Origin of the sequence: Rubrivirga sp. SAORIC476 (assembly GCF_002283555.1) — a bacterium.
Lineage (GTDB): Bacteria > Bacteroidota > Rhodothermia > Rhodothermales > Rubricoccaceae > Rubrivirga.
This window is the reverse complement of sequence record NZ_MVOI01000015.1, coordinates 18,371-35,954: the sequence shown is the minus strand read 5'-3', so window position 1 is coordinate 35,954 and position 17,584 is coordinate 18,371. Positions and strand designations below refer to the sequence as shown.

Here is a 17,584-nt window from a genome sequence, read left to right as displayed (position 1 = left end):
GGGGAGGGAGGTGGGGGGCGGGGGAGACGCGGGACGGGCGGCAATCCGTACGCCGAAGGTACGGAGCCGGTCGTGAGGTCTGCGTGAGCGTGGGCCTCACGGCGGCGGGCGGGAAGGGTTTCCCCCGAGGCGGTCCGCTATCTTCCCGGAGCGCAGGACGTGGTGCGTGGGCCGACGCCCCAGAGCCTTTCCCTGCGCCCCCCGACCGACGCTCCACGACCTCCGACTCCCGTCCATGCAGATCCTCTCCGACGCCACGCGCAAAGCGCTTCCAGCCTCCGCCGACGTGCGCGGCATCCTCGGCCGCCACATCCTGGCCGACGGCTTCGACATCGTCCTCGACATGGAGGAGAGCCGGGGGGCGCGGCTCCGCGACGCGACGACGGGGCGCGACTACATCGACTTCTTCACGTTCTACGCCTCGAACCCGCTGGGCATGAACCACGACGGGCTAGCGGGCGACTCGCACGAGGCGGTCGGCTTCCGGGACCGGCTCATGGACGCGGCGCTCAACAAGGTGGCCAACTCGGACGTCTACACGCCGCACTTCGCGCGCTTCGTGGAGACGTTCGGGCGGGTGGGCATCCCGGCGGAGCTGCCGCACGCCTTCTTCGTCTCGGGCGGCGCGCTGGCCGTCGAGAACGCGCTCAAGGTGGCGTTCGACTGGAAGGTGCGGAAGAACCGCGCGAAGGGCTACTCGGGCGAGCGCGGCTCGAAGGTGCTCCACTTCCGCGAGGCGTTCCACGGGCGGAGCGGCTACACGATGTCGCTGACGAACACGGACCCGAACAAGGTCGCGGGCTACCCCAAGTTCGACTGGCCGCGTATCTCGAACCCCAAGATCCGGGGCGGCGGCGTGGAGATGCGGGAGGAGATCGCGCTGCGGCAGGCGCGGCAGGCGTTCATGGACCACCCGGACGAGATCGCGTGCATCATCCTGGAGCCGATCCAGGGCGAGGGCGGTGACAACCACTTCCGGCCCGAGTTCCTGCAGGGCCTCCGCGATCTGGCGGACGAGCAGGACGCGCTGCTGATCTTCGACGAGGTCCAGACGGGCGTCGGCCTGACGGGCGCCTTCTGGGCGTGGCAGGGCCTCGGCGTGACGCCGGACATCATCGCCTTCGGCAAGAAGACGCAGGTGTGCGGCATCCTGGCCGGGCCGCGGGTGGACGAGGTGGACGGCAACGTCTTCCAGACGTCGAGCCGCATCAACTCGACGTGGGGTGGCAACCTGGTGGACATGGTCCGCTTCGACCGCATCCTCGAGGTCATCGAGGCGGAGGACCTGATCGGCAACGTCAACACCCAGGGCGCGCACCTCATGGCCCGCCTCGGAGCGATGGAGGAGCGGTTCGAGGGCGTCACCGACGCGCGCGGCCGGGGGCTGTTCTGCGCGTTCGACCTGCCCGACACGGCGTCGCGCAACGCGGTCCTGAAGGCGGCCTACGACGAGGGGTTGATGGCGCTGGGTTGCGGCCCGCGCTCGATCCGCTTCCGACCGGCGCTGACGATCTCGCAGGCCGACCTGGACGCGGGACTGGAGATCCTGGAGGGGGCGCTGGTGACCAGCCTGGAGGGGTAGGGCGCGCTCGCAGGACAACGGGAACGGGCAGGCGCGCTTCGGAGAGGAGTGGGCCTGCCCGCCCGGTGTTCGTCGCCGGTCGGTGGGTGGCGATGGGGGATCCCCCGGTGGGTGCTCCGGTACTCCCCCCTTGCTCGCTACCGGGTGGGTCGGTAGCCTCAATGCACCCTCACATGTCTTTTCCATGACTCTCCCTGTCTCTGTGTCGTCCCCGACCCGCATCCTCGTGGTGGATGATCACCCGATCGTGCGTCAGGGCCTCGACCGGCTGGTCGCTGCCGAATCGGACCTCCAGGTCGTCGCCGAGGCCGCCACGGCGGACGGCGCTCTGGAGGCGATCGACGAGGGGGGCGTCGACTTCGTGATCCTCGACATCGGTCTGAAGCAGGGCTCCGGGCTCGACGTGATCGGCCAGATCCGCGCGCGTCGCGCCGACCTGCCCATCCTCGTCCTCTCGATGCACCAGGAGCGGTTCTATGCCGAGCGCGTGCTGCGGTCGGGCGCTCAGGGCTACGTCATGAAGCAGGGCGACCCGGCTGAGATCGTGCCTGCCATCCGCCGCATCCTGAGCGGCGACCTCTACCTCAGCGCGGGCCTCGCCGACGAACTCGTCCGCCGGGCGGTCGAGGGCCCCGACGCCAGTCGGCCGCCGTCGGAGGAACTCTCCGACCGCGAGACCGAGGTGGTGCGCCTGATCGGCGACGGCCTGTCGACGCGCGAGGTGGCCCACGAACTGAACCTCTCCGTCAAGACCGTCGAGAGCTACCGCGCCAACGTCAAGCGCAAGCTCGGCCTCCGGAGCGGCTCCGAGCTGGCGCGGTTCGCCTACGACTGGACGAGCCGGTCGATGGGCGTTACGGCGGGATAGCAGCGCCGCGAGACCGACCTGCGCGACGCATCCGCCCCGTTGATTGGGGCGGAGGCCGGAGGAGCGATAGGAGACACACCTCGTCCTCGCTCCTCCACGATGCGCATACTCTTCAGCCTGCTGGCTCTCTTCGCGGTGATCGCGGCTCCGGCGTCGGCCCAGGCGCGGTTTGTCCAGGCCTGTGCCGCGTCGCCTGAGATCGCCCAGATCGAGGGGCTCGACGGCGGGGCGCTCTGCCAGTGCATCGCCGCACGGTCGATCCAGCGCGGGGTCCCCGCGACGGACCTCGACCGCAGCATCGACTACTCGTCGGAAGGCCTTCAGACGGCCCCGCCGGAGATCCAGGTCGTGGCGCGGGTCGCGATGGAGTCGACGGCCTCCTGCGCTCACGACGTGTACGGGCAGCCGCGTGAGGGCGTCGCCCAGCAGGCATCCCCGACCACCGGGGGGCCAGCCCGGTCACCCGCCGCACCGCCGGTCGGCATCCGCACGGGCGATGGCGGGGCCCCGGTTCGCGCGGAACAGTCCGGCCGCGGCGCGGCGGTCCGGATTCGCGGATAGGCGCCCGCCCGCCGATCCTGATAGCAGGCCCGGACGCACGCCCGGCGCGACGCGCGCTCCGATTGATTGGAGGCATGGGCTGAAAGGGCGATAGGGGAGAAGTCCTCTCTCTCCTCGACCATGCGCCTGACCCTCGGTTTGCTCCTCCTCCTGCTCGCCGCCGTCCCGGCGTCCGCGCAGAGTCGCTTCCTGACGGCCTGCATGGCCTCGGGCGAGCGCGACGCCTCCCTGTCGGTGGACGCTGTGGCCTCCATCTGCGGATGCACCGAGACCCAGTCGCTGGCCTCCACGCTGACCTCAGCCGACCTCGACCGCTACGTCGCCTACCTCCACAGCCAGGGGGAGACGGCCTCCCTCGGAATCGATGACGATGCTCCTGAGGACATCACCGCGGTTTCGGGGGTCCTGATCGAGAGCATGATGACGTGCCTCGGCGGTGAGATCGCCATGGCCGAGGCCGAGTCGCCCTCTCCTCGTGCGACGGTTGCGCCGACGCAGGCCGTCCACGTCCCGGCCGCGGTGGAGGCGGCGGGCAAGACCCTCATGGAGGAGGGACAGACGAGTCTGGCGCCCGCGCCTGTCGTCGTCGCCGCGCCGGGGCTCCGGACCGGGGACGGGACCGGAGCGGTCCGCGCCGAGCAGTCCGGCCGAGGCGCCGCCGTGCGGATTCGCGGATGACGCGCGCCGGGCACTCTAGGCGCTGGCTCCGGCACGCTGCCCTGGGGTGAAGCGGGACGAGGGCTTCGTCAGGGCGGGCAGGATTTCGCGCGCCGGTGCGCGCGGGGGCTCCGTAGGTTGCCAGACCCTCCGTCTGCCCGACCCGCTCCATGCCCCGACCGACTCCTCGTCGCACCAAGATCGTCTGCACCCTCGGCCCGGCCGTCTCGTCGCGTGAGGGCGTGCGGGCCCTGATCGGGGCCGGCATGGACGTGGCCCGGCTGAACTTCTCCCACGGGAGCCACGACGACCACCGCCGGATGATCGAGATCGTCCGGGAGGAGGCCGCCGCGGTCGGGCGGATCGTGCCCGTCATGCAGGACCTGCAGGGCCCCAAGATCCGCCTCGGGCTCGTGGCCGAGGACACCCAGATCTCCAACGGCGACTCGCTGGTGCTGACCAGCGAGCGGGTCAAGGAGGGGACCGCCCAGCGCGTCCACGTGAGCTACGACGCGCTCGCGGAGGAGGTCGCCGTCGGCAACCGGATCCTCCTGGACGACGGCAACCTCGAACTCCGCGTCACGCGGATCGACGGGCCCGATGTCCACACCGAGGTGGTCGTGGGCGGAGCGCTCCGCAGTCGCAAGGGGGTCAACCTCCCGGCCCTCAAGACCGCCCGGCCGTCGCTCACCGACAAGGACCTCGCCGACCTCGCCTTCGGGCTCGAGCACGACGTCGACTTGATCGCGCTCTCGTTCGTCCGCTCGGGGGCCGACGTGGACGACATCAACCGCCGCATCCGCGCCGCGGGCAAGGCCATCCCGGTGATCGCGAAGGTCGAGAAGCCCGAGGCCGTCGCCGACTTCGACGCCGTCCTGGAGGCTACCTACGGGGTCATGGTGGCCCGAGGCGATCTCGGCATCGAGATCCCGATGCAGGAGGTGCCGATCGTCCAGAAGCGGCTCATCCGCAAGTGCCTCGAGGCGTCCAAGCCGGTCATCACGGCGACCCAGATGCTGGAGTCGATGATGGACAACCCGCGCCCGACGCGCGCCGAGGCGACCGACGTCGCGAACGCGGTGCTCGACGGGACCGACGCGGTCATGCTGTCCGGCGAGACGGCGGCGGGGAAGTATCCCATCGAGGCGGTCCGCGTGATGGCCGAGATCGTGCGGGAGGCGGAGGCCAACCGCCGCGACCTCGGCGGGCGGCAGGCACTCGTGGCCGTCACCGACACCGACGACCCCGTCACGGACGCCATCTCGTACACGGCCGTCACGCTCGCCAGCGAGACCCAGGCCGAGGCGATCTGCTGCCTGACCCACTCCGGCTCGACCGCCCGTGCCATCGCGAGCCACCGGCCGGCGGTCCCGATCTACGCCTTCACCGACGACGGTGCGGCGCTCGGCCACATCGCCCTCTCGTGGGGCGTCGAGCCCATCGAGATCCCGTTTCAGGAGCACACCGACGACGGCATCCGGACGGTCCACCAGACCCTGCTCGACCGCGGCGACTACCTCCCGAGCACGCGCATCATTATCACGGCGGGTCTCCCGCTCCCGGCGATGGGGCGGACCAACATGGTCCACGTGTCGTCGCTCGGCGAGGACCATCTGTAGCCGAGCCGAGGCGAAGCGTCGAGCACCGGGGACGCCCTGAGAGGGCCGCCACCAGCGGAACGGGGGGGAGGAGGGGCCCGTAGCCAGGGCCCTTTCTGATCACTCCCCCTCTGCACCCATGGCCCGCTTCCTCTGTGCCGTCCACGCCCCAGACGCCGCCCCGCTCTCCTACGCCCTCGTCGAGGTCCAGAACGACGAAGACACGCCCACCTACGCCGTCCGGGACCTCCGCCGCGTCTCCGGCGACGATGCGATCCAGTCGGTCTTGAACTCGCTCACGAGCGAGCGCCAGTACGTCGGCCAGACCGTCGTGGTGACCTCGGGCGGCCAGGCCTCGGCCGACGCCATCCACGCGGTCGGGCCGAGCGCTGTCGCCGTGACCCTAGGCTCGGGCGACGCCGACGCCCACGATGTGACCGCTCAGGTGCTCGTGGACACCTTCGAGCGCCTCTACCGCGATGGTGCCGTCGACGTCCCGGGTTCCCTCGACGCGGCCTCGGAGGCCGTCGACGCTATCTATTCGGCCGCCGACCTGGAGGCCGCCGCACCCGACTCGGATCGGGACGCGGACGGCGATCTCGACGGGGCCTCGACCACGCTCGCCGGCACCTCGGTGTCCGGCGACGGCCCGTCCCCGACGGTCGTCGAACAGTCCGGCCGCGAGGCCAACGTCTCGACCGAGGTCATCGACGCTCCGCTGTCCCGCGACGAGGCGACGGCCCTCGCCGTCGACGCCCGCGAGAATCGGGCCCGCATCGCGGCGGACACCGGCGCGACCGTGGACCTCGGCGACCACGAGGACGTGGCGCTGGCCCTTGCCCTGGCCGTCTGGTACGGGGAAGCCTCCCGCGACAGCCTCCCCCAGACGGATCAGGCGGACGAGGCGAACACGAAGCGGACCAACCGCCACAACGGACGGCGCTAGCCCGCGCTCTGGTGCCTCCGACGGCCGTCCCTGGAATCCGGGGGCGGCCGTCTTCGTACGCGGCTGCTGCTAGACTGAGCCAGGCGCGGCCGGGTCGACGGGGAACTCAAGGGGCCGCGACGGCGGCGGCGGGGGCTGACGCAGCACCTCCCACACGAGGTGCGGAAGGTCGGGCACGATGAGCGCGTCGAGGGCGAGACGGACGGCGGGTTCGGCGCCGGGGCAGCAGAACAGGAGCGTGTCGGCGTCGGCGTCTTCCGGGCCGAACAGTCCGGCGGTCGCGCGCGACATCATGGCTGCGGCGCCGATGTCCTGGTATGAGAGCATCCGGAACAACTCCCCGAACCCCGGGAGGGGCTTCTGGATGAGCCGCTCGGCGACCTCGATGGTCCGGTCCCGTCGTCCGATGCCGGTCCCTCCCGTGGTCACGACCGCCTCCACGCGGCCCGCGAGGTGGAGGAGCACCGCCCGGATGGCCTCGCCGTCGTCCGGCACGATCCGGTAGAACTCGAGCGTGTGCCCGGCCGCGCGCAGCCCGTCGGCGAGGGCCTTGCCGCTCGTGTCGTCCGCCTCGGTGCGCGTGTCGGAGATGGTCACGACGGCGCACGTGACGGGAGTGTCCCGGGAGAGGCGGCGGTGGGTATCAGCGGACATGGGGAAACGGTCGGGGCCGCTCTCACCCACTCGTCGGGTCGTCCGTTCCGGGCGCGGGCTCGCCGAACCAGCGCGGCGGGTCGTGGCCGTGGCCGCCCCACGGGTTGCAGCGCAGAATGCGCCACGTCGCCAGGATGCCGCCGCGGACGGCTCCGTACTCGCGGAGGGCCTGCACGGCGTACTCGGAGCACGTCGGCGAGTACCGGCAGGTCGGCGGGAGCCACGGCGAGATCGCGCCCTGGTAGAACCGGACGACCCCTACGAGGGCCAGCCGCGGCAAGCGCCAGATCAGGTCGAAGGCTCGCGTCATCGTGGAGAGGGGCGTGGAGATTCGTACGGGACTCCACGCCCCACGATCCACGGTCTAGGCGTAGATGCCGCGCATCTTGAGCGCCCCGGCGACCTTCTCGATGGCGATCACGTACGCGCCGATCCGCATCGACGTGTCGTAGCGCTCGGCGGCGTCGTAGACGCGGTCGAAGGCGGCGCGCATCATGCGGTCCAGGCGGCGGTTGACGCGGTCCTTGGTCCAGAAGTAGCCCTGGCGGTCCTGGACCCACTCGAAGTAGGAGACCGTGACGCCGCCCGCGTTGGCGAGGATGTCCGGGATGACGAGCACGCCGTTGTCGTTGAGGATCGTGTCGGCGTTGGGGGTCGTCGGGCCGTTGGCGCCCTCGGCGACGATCTTTGCCTTCACGTCGCCCGCGTTCTTGGCGGTGATCTGGTTCTCCTTGGCACACGGCGCGAGCACGTCCACGTCGAGCGCGAGCAGCTCCTCGTTGGAGATCGGCTCGGCGCCCTCGAAGCCCGCCAGCGAGCGGCCGTGCGTGTCGGCGTAGGCGATCGCGGCGTCGATGTCGATGCCCTTGGCGTTGTAGTAGCCGCCCGAGACGTCGCTCACCGCGACGATGGTGCAGCCCTGCTCGCGGAGCAGCTGTGCCGCGACGGAGCCGACGTTGCCGAAGCCCTGCACGGCGACCGTCGACTGGCCGGGACGCATGCCGAGGCGGTTCATCGCGCCGAGCGTCGTCGTCATGACGCCGCGGCCGGTGGCCTCGCGCCGTCCCTCGGAGCCGCCGATGAGCAGCGGCTTGCCGGTCACGACGGCCGTCTCGGTACGACGGGCATGCATCGAGTAGGTGTCGAGCAGCCAGGCCATGACCTGCTCGTTGGTGTTCATGTCGGGCGCCGGGATGTCCTTGTCCGGCCCGAACACGTCGATCAGGTTGGCCGTGTAGCGCCGGGTGAGGCGCTCGACTTCGCCGGGCGACATCGTGCTGGGGTCACACGTGACGCCGCCCTTGGCGCCCCCGAACGGCACGCCGACGACGGCGCACTTCCAGGTCATCCACGCCGCCAGCGCCTTGACCTCGTCCACGTGCACGTCGGGCGCGAAGCGGATGCCGCCCTTGGAGGGCCCGAGGACCTCGGAGTGGATCACGCGGTAGCCCTCGAACACCTTCAGCGAGCCGTCGTCCATGACGACCGGGATGCTGGTGATGTGGATGCGCGAGGGGGACCGGAGCACGTCGTAGAGGCCCGAGTCGAGTTCGAGCAACTCGGCGGCGACGTCGAACCGCTCCATCATCGACTGGAACGGGTTGTCCTTGTCGATGGGCGGGGTGGGCTCCTGGTAGATCGCGCGGCTCTCGATGTCGCGCTTGAAGGGGGTCTGCATGGCATCCCGGCGGACCGGGGGGAGGGCGGGGGGAACGGGCCGCCAGGAAGCAGTCGGAAGCGCTTCCAAGTGCGACGGCGGCAAATCTACGGCTCGTATCGTCCGGTCGGCCGCTCCGTTCCATCTCTGCGAGGCGTTCACGCGTGAGGGAGGGGCGGGCGTCGCCGGCGCTGTTCCGTCCGATCTCATCCACGGCGCGTATTTCGGGGCCATCTTGTGCCCTCGCTCCCCGCCGCACACGTGACTCGACAGCAACTCAAGGACCTCGCCGCGCTCACGCGGAGCCGTGCCCGGCGGGAGCATGGGCGCTTCCTCGTCGAGGGGCTCCGGTCAGTGGAGGCGGCGGTGCAGGCCTCCGCACCGCTGGAGGCCGTCCTCGTCACTGCTGAGGCCGCCGACGACCCCCGCCTCGGGCGGCTCGTGGCCCAGACCGACGCCGAGGTGCACACGATCGCCGCGCGCGATCTCGAGCGCATCGGGGACGCTCGGACCTCGCAGGGCGTCCTCGCCGTCGCCCGCTCCGTGGTCCGCGACGATCTCGACTCCCTCGAGGCGCCTCTGCTTCTGCTCGACGGCGTCCAGGACCCCGGCAACGTCGGCGCGCTGGTGCGGACGGCGGCCTGGTTCGGGATTCGCACGGTCGTGGGAGACACGGCCACGGCGGATTTCGAGTCTCCCAAGGCCGTCCGCGCGTCGATGGGGGGGATCTGGGACGTGGCGCTGGCCCGCGTGCCGTCGCTCGTCCCGGTGCTCGGCCGCCTGGCCGAGGCGGCCGTGACCGCGTGGGGCGCCGACCTCGGGGGGACGTCGGTGGGCGAATGGGGGCCGGGCGCGTCGGCAGCGCTCGTCATGGGCAGCGAGGCGCACGGACTGTCGCCGGAGGTCTCCGACTGGCTTCGTCGGCAGCCCCCTGTGGGGAGCCGGTTCGTGTTCATCCCTGGCGTCGAGGGGGGCCAGCCGCGGGGCGTCGAGTCGCTCAACGTGGCGGTCGCGGGCGCCGTCCTGATGTCGCGCTGGCTGGGATAGGGCAGGGGGAGCCTGCCGGTCGACATCCTCCACCTCGGCACTGAAGCGGACGGGGCCGTCGGGGTGACGCCTCAGATCCTGGTCGTTCTACTCTGGTGTGGCGCCTCGCGGGCGACGCCGTCGGTCATCCAGCAGCCGTCGCACGATCCGCCCACCTGGCGGGAGAGCTGGAACACGTACGTCGCGCGCCGCCCGTCGTCATGAAAGAGCGTGACGCGCTGGGCAGCGCGGTCGCCGTCGATGGCGATGGGCGCGTACGCCGCACGGTCGGCGTCCAGCATGTCGTCGTAGGCCGGTCCATGCACCATCCGCGCGAAGCGGTCGAGGGGGCCGGTGGCGGCCTTGTTGGACGGCGACGCGAACCGGAATGTGGTCGCGATGCCCGCGTCGGGCGTGGGGTCGTCGTTGTGCTGGAGCGCCTCGACCTGGATGCGGACCACCTCGGCAGGACGGAGGTCGGCAGACGGCTGCGGGTCTGCGCGCGACTGGGCGGTTACCAGCACGCCCGCGGCGATCATGAGAGCGGCGAGGGCGATGGGAGCGAGCTGCACGGCGCGAGCGGTGGATGGACGGTCTGCACGCGGCCCCGACCGGCGAGGTCCCGCCGCCGGTGAGGATGGGGCAGAGTCTGACGACGGGCGTGGGCTCCGCAGGGGCGCCTCCCGTAGCTTGCGGCATGGAAATCCCCGCCTTCCAGGGTCTCAGCGTCGAGTCGACGCTCCTGCCGCTCGAAAAGCCCGCCGAGATCGGTGAGCGTACCCAGCGCCTGCGCATCGGTGTGCCGAGCGAATCCGGCAACGACGAGCGCCGGGTCGCGCTGGCCCCTTATGCTGCCGCCCTGCTCGTCGCCAACGGGCACGAGGTCCGCATCGAGGCGGGCGCGGGCGCCGAGGCCCAGTTCGCCGACAGCGAGTACGCAGACGCGGGCTGCGACGTGGTCGACACGCCGGGCGAGGTCTACTCCGAGTGCGACCTGATCGTGAAGGTGTTCCCGCCACGGGCCGACGAGCTCGACCTGATGCGCGAGCGCCAGGTGCTCATCTCGGCGCTCCACCTCGGCGGCCTCCAGGCCGAGACGCTCCGGCGCCTGATGGAACTCCGCATCACCGGCATCGGCTTCGAGTTCATCGCCGACGCCGACGGGACGCTGCCCATCGTCCGCATGATGCACGAGATCTCCGGGTCGATGGCAGTGCAGACGGCGGCGCGGCTGCTGGAGTCGAGCGAGGGGGGGCGCGGCGTGATGCTGGGCGGCATCTCGGGCGTGCCCCCGGCGACGGTCGTCATCCTGGGTGCGGGCGTCATCGGCGAGTGGGCGGCGCGGACCGCCATCGGCTTCGGGGCGCACACCATCGTGCTCGACACCGACCTGACGGCGCTGCGGGCCATCGAGCACGTCCTCGACCGGCGCGTGACGACGGCCATGGCCAACCCGACCTACGTGAAGCGCGCCGTTCAGAACGCCGACGTGGTGATCGGCGCCGCGATGTCGGTCGGGCAGCGCTCGCCCGTGGTGGTGACCGAAGACATGGTGGCCGCGATGCGCTCCGGGTCCGTCGTCGTGGACCTCGTCATCGACCAGGGCGGCTGCGTGGAGACGAGCCGCCCGACGACGCCCGACGAGCCGACCTTTGTGGCGCACGGCGTCGTCCACCACTGCGTCCCGAACCTGCCGTCCTCGGTGGCGCGGACGGGCACCTACGCGCTCTCGAACGCGCTCACGCCGTATGTGCTGGAGATCGGCGAGGCGGGCAGCATCAACGATGCCCTCTGGTCCAACGTCTCGCTGCGGACCGGCGCCTACGTCTACCGTCGACACCTGACGAAGAAGAGCCTCGCGGCCATGTTCGGGATGCCGCATCGCGATATTGAGTTGCTGATCGCCTCTGGTATCTGATGCGCACTCTCCTGTTTTTGCTGGCCTTGCTCGCGGTTCCGTCCGCGCTCGCCCAGTCTGCCGACGACCCGGTCCGCGCGACCACCGAGGACGGGCGGGCCATCCTCGTGTATGGCGACGGCACGTGGCGCCTGGACCGACGCTCGCCGCCGCCCGCTGCGGAGGTCGTGGACCTCGACCTTTCGGCCGGTCCTGCTCCTCCGCCGCCGCCTGCTCCTCCGCCGTCCTCTGTGCGCACGCTGACGAGCGCGAGCGGGACCTACGCGCTCACGTACGACCCGACGGCCTGGAGCCGTCCTCGCAACCGCGTCAACGAGGAGACCGAGTTCGAACTGTCGCTGCCGTTCTCGGGCGGCTACGCGATGTCGATCTATGAGGCCTTCCCGTCGACCAACAAGCAGGTCCGCGACTTCGTGCTGACGAATGCCGAGTTGGGCACGGGCCATCCGGTGTCGCTGCTCTCGGAGCGGCCGTTCCGCGTGCCCGGTGGCGAAGGCATCCAGTTGGAGTTCGAGGGCATGGCGGAGAACGGGGTCGAGTTCGTGTTCATCACGTCCGTGTTCGGCACCGACGAGGGCGCGCTCCAGGTCACGACCTTCACCTCGCAGTCGGCCGCGGAGCGGCACCGGGCCACGATGCTGCGCTTTCACGACGGCATCCGGCTCTTGAAGAACGGCGAGTAGCGCCTACTCCCCAGCCACGTAGCGTAGCCAGCGCCCGGTCGAGTCGATAAACGTGACGGGGCCGACGTAGTCGCCCTCGGCCGTGAATGCCGCTGACGGGTCTGGTACGGCGCCCTCGAACAAGGCGCGGTCGGCGGGCGATAAGTCCGTGGGCGGGGTCCACGCCCACGTCGGCCAGCCAGCCCCCCCGTCGGAAAGCTGGGGGGTCGACTGGAGCACGGCCGTCATCTCGTCCAGCAAGCCCTCGCCGCCGTGGGTTCGCCAGAAGATGGAGGGGGGCCCGAACGTCGGGCCGAGGGTGTAGAGAAACGGGCTCTGGCCCGGCCCGGGTGTCCAGGCCGCCAGCGAGTCGAGGGCGGCCCAGTCCTCTCGTGCCGCGGCGGCCAGGATCACGGCGCGCGTCTCGGCCACGGTGGAGGGGAGACTGTCGGGGCGCGCGGCCTCGGGCACGGCGCGGGCGTTCGACACGGGGGGCGCGGACTCGGCCGGCCGCTCCGGAGAGCAGCCGGCTGTGAGGAGCCCGAGCACCAGGATGCGAAGACGCATGGCCCTAGCGTACGACGACGAACGTCTGGGTCGCGACCTCGTCGCCCGCCGTCAGCCGGAGGGCGTACAGGCTAGGCGCGAGCCCGTCCAGGCCCACCGTCGCGGGCGTCCGGCCCGCGGGCCCGGTGGCGACGGCGACCTCGCCGACGGCCCGCCCGACCACGTCGTAGACCTCGGCCCGGACGCGCATCCCCGGCTCGGCCACGACCTGGAAGCGGAGGCGGTCACCGGTGATCGGGTTCGGCGCGACGATCGCTGAGAGCCGCCCAGTCGGGGCCGTTGCGGAAGCGGGGCTGACCCCGAGGCGGTCGGCCTCGCTTCGTAGTCCGCGCTCGGTCCACGCGGCGCCGTCCGTGCCGGCGAAGTTGAAGCCGCTGGCGGTGCGGCCGCCGGGTACCCGCGTGACGTGCATGTGCGTCGGATGGCCGCCGAGGCAGCCGATCACGTCCGACGCGCCGCGGCCGTCGGCGAGCGGCTCCGCGTTGGCGACGGTGGTCGCAGCGCTCCCGCTCCGGTTGTAGGTCGTCTGGATCCGTTGGATGCGGCTGCCCTGCGAGCTGTTCAGGATGTCGATAAGCTGCATCGTCCTGGTGCACTGTGCTGCCCCCGAGGTCGTGGTGACGCGTCCTCGCGGAGCCCCACCCACCGACACGGCGTTCGGGCGCTCCGTCTCCCCCCTGACCTGTGCTCCCGCCCGTCGCCCTGCGCGCCGAGACCGACCTCGGCGCCATCCGCCACAACGTCCGCACGCTCGCCGCGCTTCGTCGGGACGCCGTGATGGGCGTCGTCAAGGCCAACGCCTACGGCCACGGGGCGGTCCCCGTATCACGCGTGCTGCTGGCGGAGGGTGTTACGTGGCTGGCGGTCGCGACGCTGCCCGAGGCCATCGCGTTGCGCGATGCAGGGATCGAGGCCCGCACCCTGGTTCTTGCGGCGCCGCTCCCAGACTTCCTGCCCGCCTACGAACGCCACGGCCTCGACGCAGTCGTGGCGTCCCCGGAGGGGGCTGAGGCTGTGATCGCGCGGACGCCGTCGGTGCGGGTCCACGTCAAGGTGGACACCGGCATGCACCGCCTCGGCGTGGCGCCGGGGGAGGCCGCCGAGACGGTGCGGCGCCTGACCGCGGCCGGAGTCGAGGTGGTGGCCCTGTGGACACACCTCGCCACGGCCGACGCCGCCGACCCCAGCTTCGCGTTCCTCCAGGTCCGCCGCTTCGACGGCGTCCTGCGCGACCTCGGCGCGGACGCGCCGCCGCTGGTGCACGTCGCCAACGGCCCGGCGCACGTTCGCCTGCCGCCCGTCACGTCGCGTCCCGCGCTGACCCGCCTCGGAGGCGTCCTCTACGGAATGGCGTCCGACCCGTCGATGGCCCCCGCGATGACCGATCTCCGCGCGGCGATGCGGCTCATCGCCCGCGTGGTCCACCTCCAGACCGTCGCCCCCGGCGAGTCGGTCAGCTACGGGCGGACGTGGGTCGCCGAGCGCCCGACGCGCATCGCCACGCTGGCGGTCGGGTACGCCGACGGGATCCCGCGGTCGCTCTCGAACCGCGGCGAGGTCGGCATCGCGGGACGGCGGGCAGCGATTGTCGGGCGCGTCTGCATGGACATGACGATGGTTTCCCTCGGCGACCCCGGCGGGTGGGGAGGCTCGGTCGAGGTCGGCGCCGAGGCGGTCGTGTTCGGGCCGGGCGGGCCGAGCATCGAAGAGGCGGCGGCGAGCGCCGGGACCTTCGCGTACACCCTCCCGACGGGGCTCACGGCGCGCGTCCACCGCGTCCTGCGGGAGGGCTGACCGGCCAGAGGCAGTCGAATGTGAAGATGGCAGAACCCGAGCCGCCCGGCTGTGTATATCGAGTCACGCCCTCGGCTTGAGGGTTTCCCTCACCCGCACCCACCCCCCTCGCCCCATGGCTACCTCCACCCCGCAGGAGATCACCATTCTCGTCGTCGATGACGAGGAGGACGTCGTCGAGATCATCTCCCACTTCCTCCGCGAGGAGGGCTACAACGTCCTCACCGCCTACGATGCCGACGAGGCTCTCTCGAAGGCCAGCCCGGACATCGACGCGATCCTCCTCGACGTGATGCTCCCTGGCATGAGCGGCTTCGAGATCGCCAAGCGCCTCCGCGGCCGTGTCGAGACGGAGAAGATCCCGATCATCATGATGACGGCGAAGACGGAGGAGTCCGACCAGCTGGAGGGCCTCGCCAACGCCGACCAGTACCTGACCAAGCCGGTCAGCCCGAAGGTCGTGCTCGCCAACATCCGGGCCGTGCTGCGCCGGACGGGCACCGAGGAGAGCAAGACGCTGTCCGTCGCTGGCCTCACCATCTACGAGGACGAGTACCGCGCCACCCTCGACGGCGACGACCTCGGTCTGACGCTGACGGAGTTCGAACTGCTTCGCTACCTCGTCCGCCACCCTCGCAAGGCGTTCACCCGCCAGCAACTGCTTGAGACGATCTGGAAGGACGCCATGATGGTGACCGAGCGGACCGTCGACGCGCACATCAAGAACCTCCGGGAGAAGCTGGGCGAGTTCGCCAAGCACATCCAGACGGTCCGCGGCGTCGGCTACCGGTTCGTCGAAGAGGCAGAGTCCGAGGCCTAGGCCGTCGTGCGTAGAACGTGGGGGGAGACCGCCCCCCACGCTCTGCGTCCTACGTTCCGCGACACCATGCGCTGGCGCAACGTCCGCGAACTCGTTTATCCACGTCGGGCCTCGACCCAGACGTGGATGATGCTCACGTTTGCCTTTTTCGTGGGGCTGGCGGTGGTGGGCGTCGGGCTGTACGCATTCCTGATCCTCCAGGGGCAGGTCCGCGATGCCGCCCGGGAGACGGTCCGCGAGCAGGCCGAGCGACTCGCCGTCCAGCTCGAAGCCCAGCCCGACCGCGCGTCGCGGCTGGACCTCGCGCAGCAAATCGCTGAGCTGACGCAGGTCGATGTCGGGATCGCCACCCGCGACGAGGTCATCGGCGACTTCGGGCCCTCTGCCGACCTCGGCGGCGACCCGACCCCGTTCTTCGAGCGCGAGGAGGTGGTCGAGGCACTCGCCGCAGACGACCAGGTCGGCTTCGCCGAGCGGCGGGGCGTCGATGGAGGCATGCAACTCCACATGGCGCTCGTGCGGCCCGAGTCGGGCCTGATCGTCCGCATCGGAGAGCCAGTGCCGCAACTGCTCCGGGCCATCCAGTCGCTCCAGGCGGCGCTGGCGGTGGGCATGGTGCTGGCGCTGCTGACGGCGCTCGTCGGCGCGTGGACGGCCGCCCGTCAGGTCACGCGCCCGCTGACGGCGATCACCCGGAGCGCGCAGCAGATCAACGAAGGCGACCTCGACGGCCGCATCACGGTCCGCACGCGCGCTGCCGAGTTTCAGGACCTCGCCCGCAGCCTGAACCACATGGCGGGCCGGTTCCGGGCGGACATCCACGAACTCCGGCGGATGCAGCGCATCCAGAACGAGTTCATCGGCAACGTGAGCCACGAGGTGAAGAACCCCATCTTCGCCGTCTTCGGCTACCTCGAAGCGCTCGGCTCAGACACGCTACCCACCGAACAGCGCAAACGCTACGCTCAGAAGGGGTTGGCGAACCTTCAGCGCCTCAACAGCCTGTTCTCGGACCTGATCGAGATCGCCAAGCTGGAGTACCGTGAGGACTCGATCCGCCCGACCGAGTTCGACCTCCAGGACCTCATCGGCGAGATCGGGGAGATGCTCGACCCGAAGGCCGAGGCGAAGGGGCTGGAACTGACCTACGCCAACGACCCGCTGCTGGTCGTGGCCGACCGCAACCGGATCCGGCAGGTGCTGACCAACCTGATCGACAACGCCATCGCGTATTCCGACGAAGGGTCGGTACGCTGCCGGATGCGCCGCCACATGGACAAGGCGCGCGTGGAGGTCGTCGACACGGGCCGCGGCATCCCCGAGGAGCACCTCGACCGCATCTTCGAGCGCTTCTACAGGGTCGACACGGCGCGTTCGCGCAAGGAGGGGGGCACCGGGCTCGGCCTCGCCATCGTCCGCCAGATCCTCGAAGCGCACGGCTCGACGATCCACGTCGAGAGCACCAAGAACCGAGGCACGCGCTTCTGGTTCGAACTGCCGCTCGCCGAGTCGGTGCCCGGTGGCGACGGCGCGGCGGTGAGCGCGCGCACGGAAACCGCCTGAGCTGTGGACGATCTCTACGCCCTCGTCTACGTCTCCGAGGCGGTCAGCCCGTTCACGGAGGCCGAACTGGACACCCTCCTGGAGGTGTCGCGCGCCTACAACCGCCGCCTCGGCGTGACCGGCTTCCTCGCCTACGAGGACCCCGTGGCCGAGGAGCGTCCCGGCACCTTCGTCCAGCGGATCGAGGGACCGCGAGACGCCGTGCGCGACGTGTTCGAGCAACGCATCCTCCCGGCGACGCGACACGTGAACGTGGAGGTCAAGATGGAGGGAGCGATCCGGCAGCGCACCTTCGGCGACTGGACGATGGCCTTCCAGCGCCGCGCCGCGGACGACCCCGAGGGCTTCGACCACCTCGTCGACCGCCTCGGCCCGCCACCCGCATAGGTCGCGTGGCCCTCCCGTCGAGCCTCCGCAACCTGGGGCCGGTCTCCGACTGGATGCTCGCCGACGTAGGCATCCACTCCGCCGACGACCTCCGCGAGGTAGGCGCAGTGATGGCCTATCGGATGGTCCGGCACCGCTATGCGGGCGCGACGCGGCACCTGCTCTATGCCCTCGTCGGCGCGCTGGACGACCGTCACTGGGCGAGCTTCTCGGAAGACGAAAAACGGGCGATACAGGAGCGGGCCGCCGGCACGCTCGACGTCGGGCCTGCCAGTCCCTGACCGCCGGAAGGGGGGAGTGGCCGGGCTGGCTCGCAGCCGGACC

The 17,584-nt window shown here is 71.0% G+C and carries 20 protein-coding genes; 14 read left to right on the top strand and 6 right to left on the bottom strand.

Translation table 11 applies throughout. The annotated features are described in order from the left end of the window. Positions 1–235 precede the first annotated feature (235 nt). The 6 genes from lat (at position 236) to B1759_RS17835 (ending at position 6,212) form a co-directional block, all read left to right on the top strand. A complete protein-coding gene (lat, locus tag B1759_RS17860) occupies positions 236–1,582 on the top strand; it encodes an L-lysine 6-transaminase (protein ID WP_095516443.1) in 1,347 nt (448 codons plus the stop codon). Positions 1,583–1,766: 184 nt separating this feature from the next. Then, positions 1,767–2,450 (top strand): response regulator transcription factor, encoded by a 684-nt coding sequence (locus B1759_RS17855; RefSeq protein ID WP_095516442.1) that lies wholly within the window; start codon positions 1,767–1,769, stop codon positions 2,448–2,450. A 99-nt stretch (positions 2,451–2,549) separates the two neighbouring features. Beyond that, entirely contained in the window at positions 2,550–3,011 is a 462-nt protein-coding gene (locus B1759_RS17850; RefSeq protein ID WP_095516441.1) for a hypothetical protein, read from the top strand. Between the two features lie 120 nt (positions 3,012–3,131). Further along, a complete protein-coding gene (locus B1759_RS17845; RefSeq protein WP_095516440.1) occupies positions 3,132–3,689 on the top strand; it encodes a hypothetical protein in 558 nt (185 codons plus the stop codon). Between the two features lie 149 nt (positions 3,690–3,838). After that, positions 3,839–5,287, top strand: a complete 1,449-nt coding sequence (gene pyk, locus B1759_RS17840) for a pyruvate kinase (protein ID WP_095516439.1) — start codon at positions 3,839–3,841, stop codon at positions 5,285–5,287. 118 nt (positions 5,288–5,405) lie between these two features. After that, a complete protein-coding gene (locus tag B1759_RS17835) occupies positions 5,406–6,212 on the top strand; it encodes a hypothetical protein (RefSeq protein ID WP_095516438.1) in 807 nt (268 codons plus the stop codon). A gap of 69 nt (positions 6,213–6,281) precedes the next feature. Here the strand turns inward: B1759_RS17835 and B1759_RS17830 are convergent, their stop codons facing one another. From B1759_RS17830 to B1759_RS17820, 3 genes are read right to left on the bottom strand one after another with little or no spacing between them, the layout of a single operon-like run. Continuing rightward, on the bottom strand, positions 6,282–6,866 hold the full coding sequence (locus tag B1759_RS17830; RefSeq protein WP_095516437.1) for a molybdenum cofactor biosynthesis protein B: 585 nt from the start codon (positions 6,864–6,866) through the stop codon (positions 6,282–6,284). Positions 6,867–6,888: 22 nt separating this feature from the next. Further along, the gene (gene yidD / locus B1759_RS17825; RefSeq protein ID WP_095516436.1) at positions 6,889–7,176 is read right to left on the bottom strand and encodes a membrane protein insertion efficiency factor YidD; all 288 of its coding nucleotides are present in this window, start codon (positions 7,174–7,176) and stop codon (positions 6,889–6,891) included. Positions 7,177–7,230: 54 nt separating this feature from the next. Next, complete coding sequence (locus B1759_RS17820; protein ID WP_095516435.1) at positions 7,231–8,544, bottom strand: Glu/Leu/Phe/Val dehydrogenase; 1,314 nt, start codon at positions 8,542–8,544, stop codon at positions 7,231–7,233. A 240-nt stretch (positions 8,545–8,784) separates the two neighbouring features. Between B1759_RS17820 and B1759_RS17815 the strand changes: the two genes are divergently transcribed. Continuing rightward, on the top strand, positions 8,785–9,570 hold the full coding sequence (locus tag B1759_RS17815) for an RNA methyltransferase (RefSeq protein WP_158225337.1): 786 nt from the start codon (positions 8,785–8,787) through the stop codon (positions 9,568–9,570). A gap of 71 nt (positions 9,571–9,641) precedes the next feature. Here B1759_RS17815 and B1759_RS17810 read toward each other — a convergent pair whose 3' ends face one another. Beyond that, positions 9,642–10,121, bottom strand: coding sequence for a DUF4864 domain-containing protein (locus B1759_RS17810; RefSeq protein WP_198949009.1), 480 nt, complete (start codon positions 10,119–10,121; stop codon positions 9,642–9,644). A 125-nt stretch (positions 10,122–10,246) separates the two neighbouring features. Between B1759_RS17810 and B1759_RS17805 the strand changes: the two genes are divergently transcribed. Further along, positions 10,247–11,467, top strand: a complete 1,221-nt coding sequence (locus B1759_RS17805; protein ID WP_095516433.1) for an alanine dehydrogenase — start codon at positions 10,247–10,249, stop codon at positions 11,465–11,467. Continuing rightward, a complete protein-coding gene (locus B1759_RS17800; protein ID WP_095516432.1) occupies positions 11,467–12,150 on the top strand; it encodes a hypothetical protein in 684 nt (227 codons plus the stop codon). Before B1759_RS17805 ends, B1759_RS17800 begins: the two co-directional genes overlap by 1 nt. Before the next feature lie 3 nt (positions 12,151–12,153). Here B1759_RS17800 and B1759_RS17795 read toward each other — a convergent pair whose 3' ends face one another. Both B1759_RS17795 and B1759_RS17790 read right to left on the bottom strand, forming a co-directional pair. Continuing rightward, positions 12,154–12,696: a hypothetical protein gene (locus B1759_RS17795; protein WP_095516431.1), complete on the bottom strand. Its 543-nt coding sequence runs from the start codon at positions 12,694–12,696 to the stop codon at positions 12,154–12,156. Between the two features lie 4 nt (positions 12,697–12,700). Further along, the gene (locus B1759_RS17790) at positions 12,701–13,279 is read right to left on the bottom strand and encodes a T9SS type A sorting domain-containing protein (protein WP_095516430.1); all 579 of its coding nucleotides are present in this window, start codon (positions 13,277–13,279) and stop codon (positions 12,701–12,703) included. 101 nt (positions 13,280–13,380) lie between these two features. Here B1759_RS17790 and alr point away from each other — a divergent pair, with 101 nt between their 5' ends. The 5 genes from alr to B1759_RS17765 all read left to right on the top strand — a co-directional run bounded on the left by alr (position 13,381) and on the right by B1759_RS17765 (position 17,541). Further along, positions 13,381–14,490 carry an alanine racemase gene (gene alr / locus B1759_RS17785; RefSeq protein WP_095516429.1) on the top strand — a complete coding sequence of 370 codons (1,110 nt, stop codon included), beginning with the start codon at positions 13,381–13,383 and terminating at the stop codon, positions 14,488–14,490. Between the two features lie 115 nt (positions 14,491–14,605). Continuing rightward, a complete protein-coding gene (locus B1759_RS17780) occupies positions 14,606–15,310 on the top strand; it encodes a winged helix-turn-helix domain-containing protein (RefSeq protein WP_095516428.1) in 705 nt (234 codons plus the stop codon). Between the two features lie 66 nt (positions 15,311–15,376). After that, complete coding sequence (locus B1759_RS17775; RefSeq protein ID WP_198949008.1) at positions 15,377–16,873, top strand: HAMP domain-containing sensor histidine kinase; 1,497 nt, start codon at positions 15,377–15,379, stop codon at positions 16,871–16,873. A gap of 3 nt (positions 16,874–16,876) precedes the next feature. After that, positions 16,877–17,260 carry a BLUF domain-containing protein gene (locus tag B1759_RS17770; RefSeq protein WP_095516427.1) on the top strand — a complete coding sequence of 128 codons (384 nt, stop codon included), beginning with the start codon at positions 16,877–16,879 and terminating at the stop codon, positions 17,258–17,260. A 5-nt stretch (positions 17,261–17,265) separates the two neighbouring features. Continuing rightward, complete coding sequence (locus B1759_RS17765; protein WP_095516426.1) at positions 17,266–17,541, top strand: TfoX/Sxy family protein; 276 nt, start codon at positions 17,266–17,268, stop codon at positions 17,539–17,541. Positions 17,542–17,584: the final 43 nt, after the last annotated feature.

What these genes read in the sequence shown, in the direction of transcription:
- yidD (WP_095516436.1), bottom strand. Translation starts at nt 7,176, where the DNA reads ATGACGCGAGCCTTCGACCTGATCTGGCGCTTGCCGCGGCTGGCCCTC.
- B1759_RS17855 (WP_095516442.1), top strand. Translation starts at nt 1,767, where the DNA reads ATGACTCTCCCTGTCTCTGTGTCGTCCCCGACCCGCATCCTCGTGGTG.
- pyk (WP_095516439.1), top strand. Translation starts at nt 3,839, where the DNA reads ATGCCCCGACCGACTCCTCGTCGCACCAAGATCGTCTGCACCCTCGGC.
- B1759_RS17800 (WP_095516432.1), top strand. Translation starts at nt 11,467, where the DNA reads ATGCGCACTCTCCTGTTTTTGCTGGCCTTGCTCGCGGTTCCGTCCGCG.
- B1759_RS17790 (WP_095516430.1), bottom strand. Translation starts at nt 13,279, where the DNA reads ATGCAGCTTATCGACATCCTGAACAGCTCGCAGGGCAGCCGCATCCAA.
- B1759_RS17795 (WP_095516431.1), bottom strand. Translation starts at nt 12,696, where the DNA reads ATGCGTCTTCGCATCCTGGTGCTCGGGCTCCTCACAGCCGGCTGCTCT.
- B1759_RS17835 (WP_095516438.1), top strand. Translation starts at nt 5,406, where the DNA reads ATGGCCCGCTTCCTCTGTGCCGTCCACGCCCCAGACGCCGCCCCGCTC.
- B1759_RS17805 (WP_095516433.1), top strand. Translation starts at nt 10,247, where the DNA reads ATGGAAATCCCCGCCTTCCAGGGTCTCAGCGTCGAGTCGACGCTCCTG.
- B1759_RS17830 (WP_095516437.1), bottom strand. Translation starts at nt 6,866, where the DNA reads ATGTCCGCTGATACCCACCGCCGCCTCTCCCGGGACACTCCCGTCACG.
- lat (WP_095516443.1), top strand. Translation starts at nt 236, where the DNA reads ATGCAGATCCTCTCCGACGCCACGCGCAAAGCGCTTCCAGCCTCCGCC.
- B1759_RS17845 (WP_095516440.1), top strand. Translation starts at nt 3,132, where the DNA reads ATGCGCCTGACCCTCGGTTTGCTCCTCCTCCTGCTCGCCGCCGTCCCG.
- B1759_RS17775 (WP_198949008.1), top strand. Translation starts at nt 15,377, where the DNA reads ATGCGCTGGCGCAACGTCCGCGAACTCGTTTATCCACGTCGGGCCTCG.
- B1759_RS17780 (WP_095516428.1), top strand. Translation starts at nt 14,606, where the DNA reads ATGGCTACCTCCACCCCGCAGGAGATCACCATTCTCGTCGTCGATGAC.
- B1759_RS17850 (WP_095516441.1), top strand. Translation starts at nt 2,550, where the DNA reads ATGCGCATACTCTTCAGCCTGCTGGCTCTCTTCGCGGTGATCGCGGCT.
- B1759_RS17820 (WP_095516435.1), bottom strand. Translation starts at nt 8,544, where the DNA reads ATGCAGACCCCCTTCAAGCGCGACATCGAGAGCCGCGCGATCTACCAG.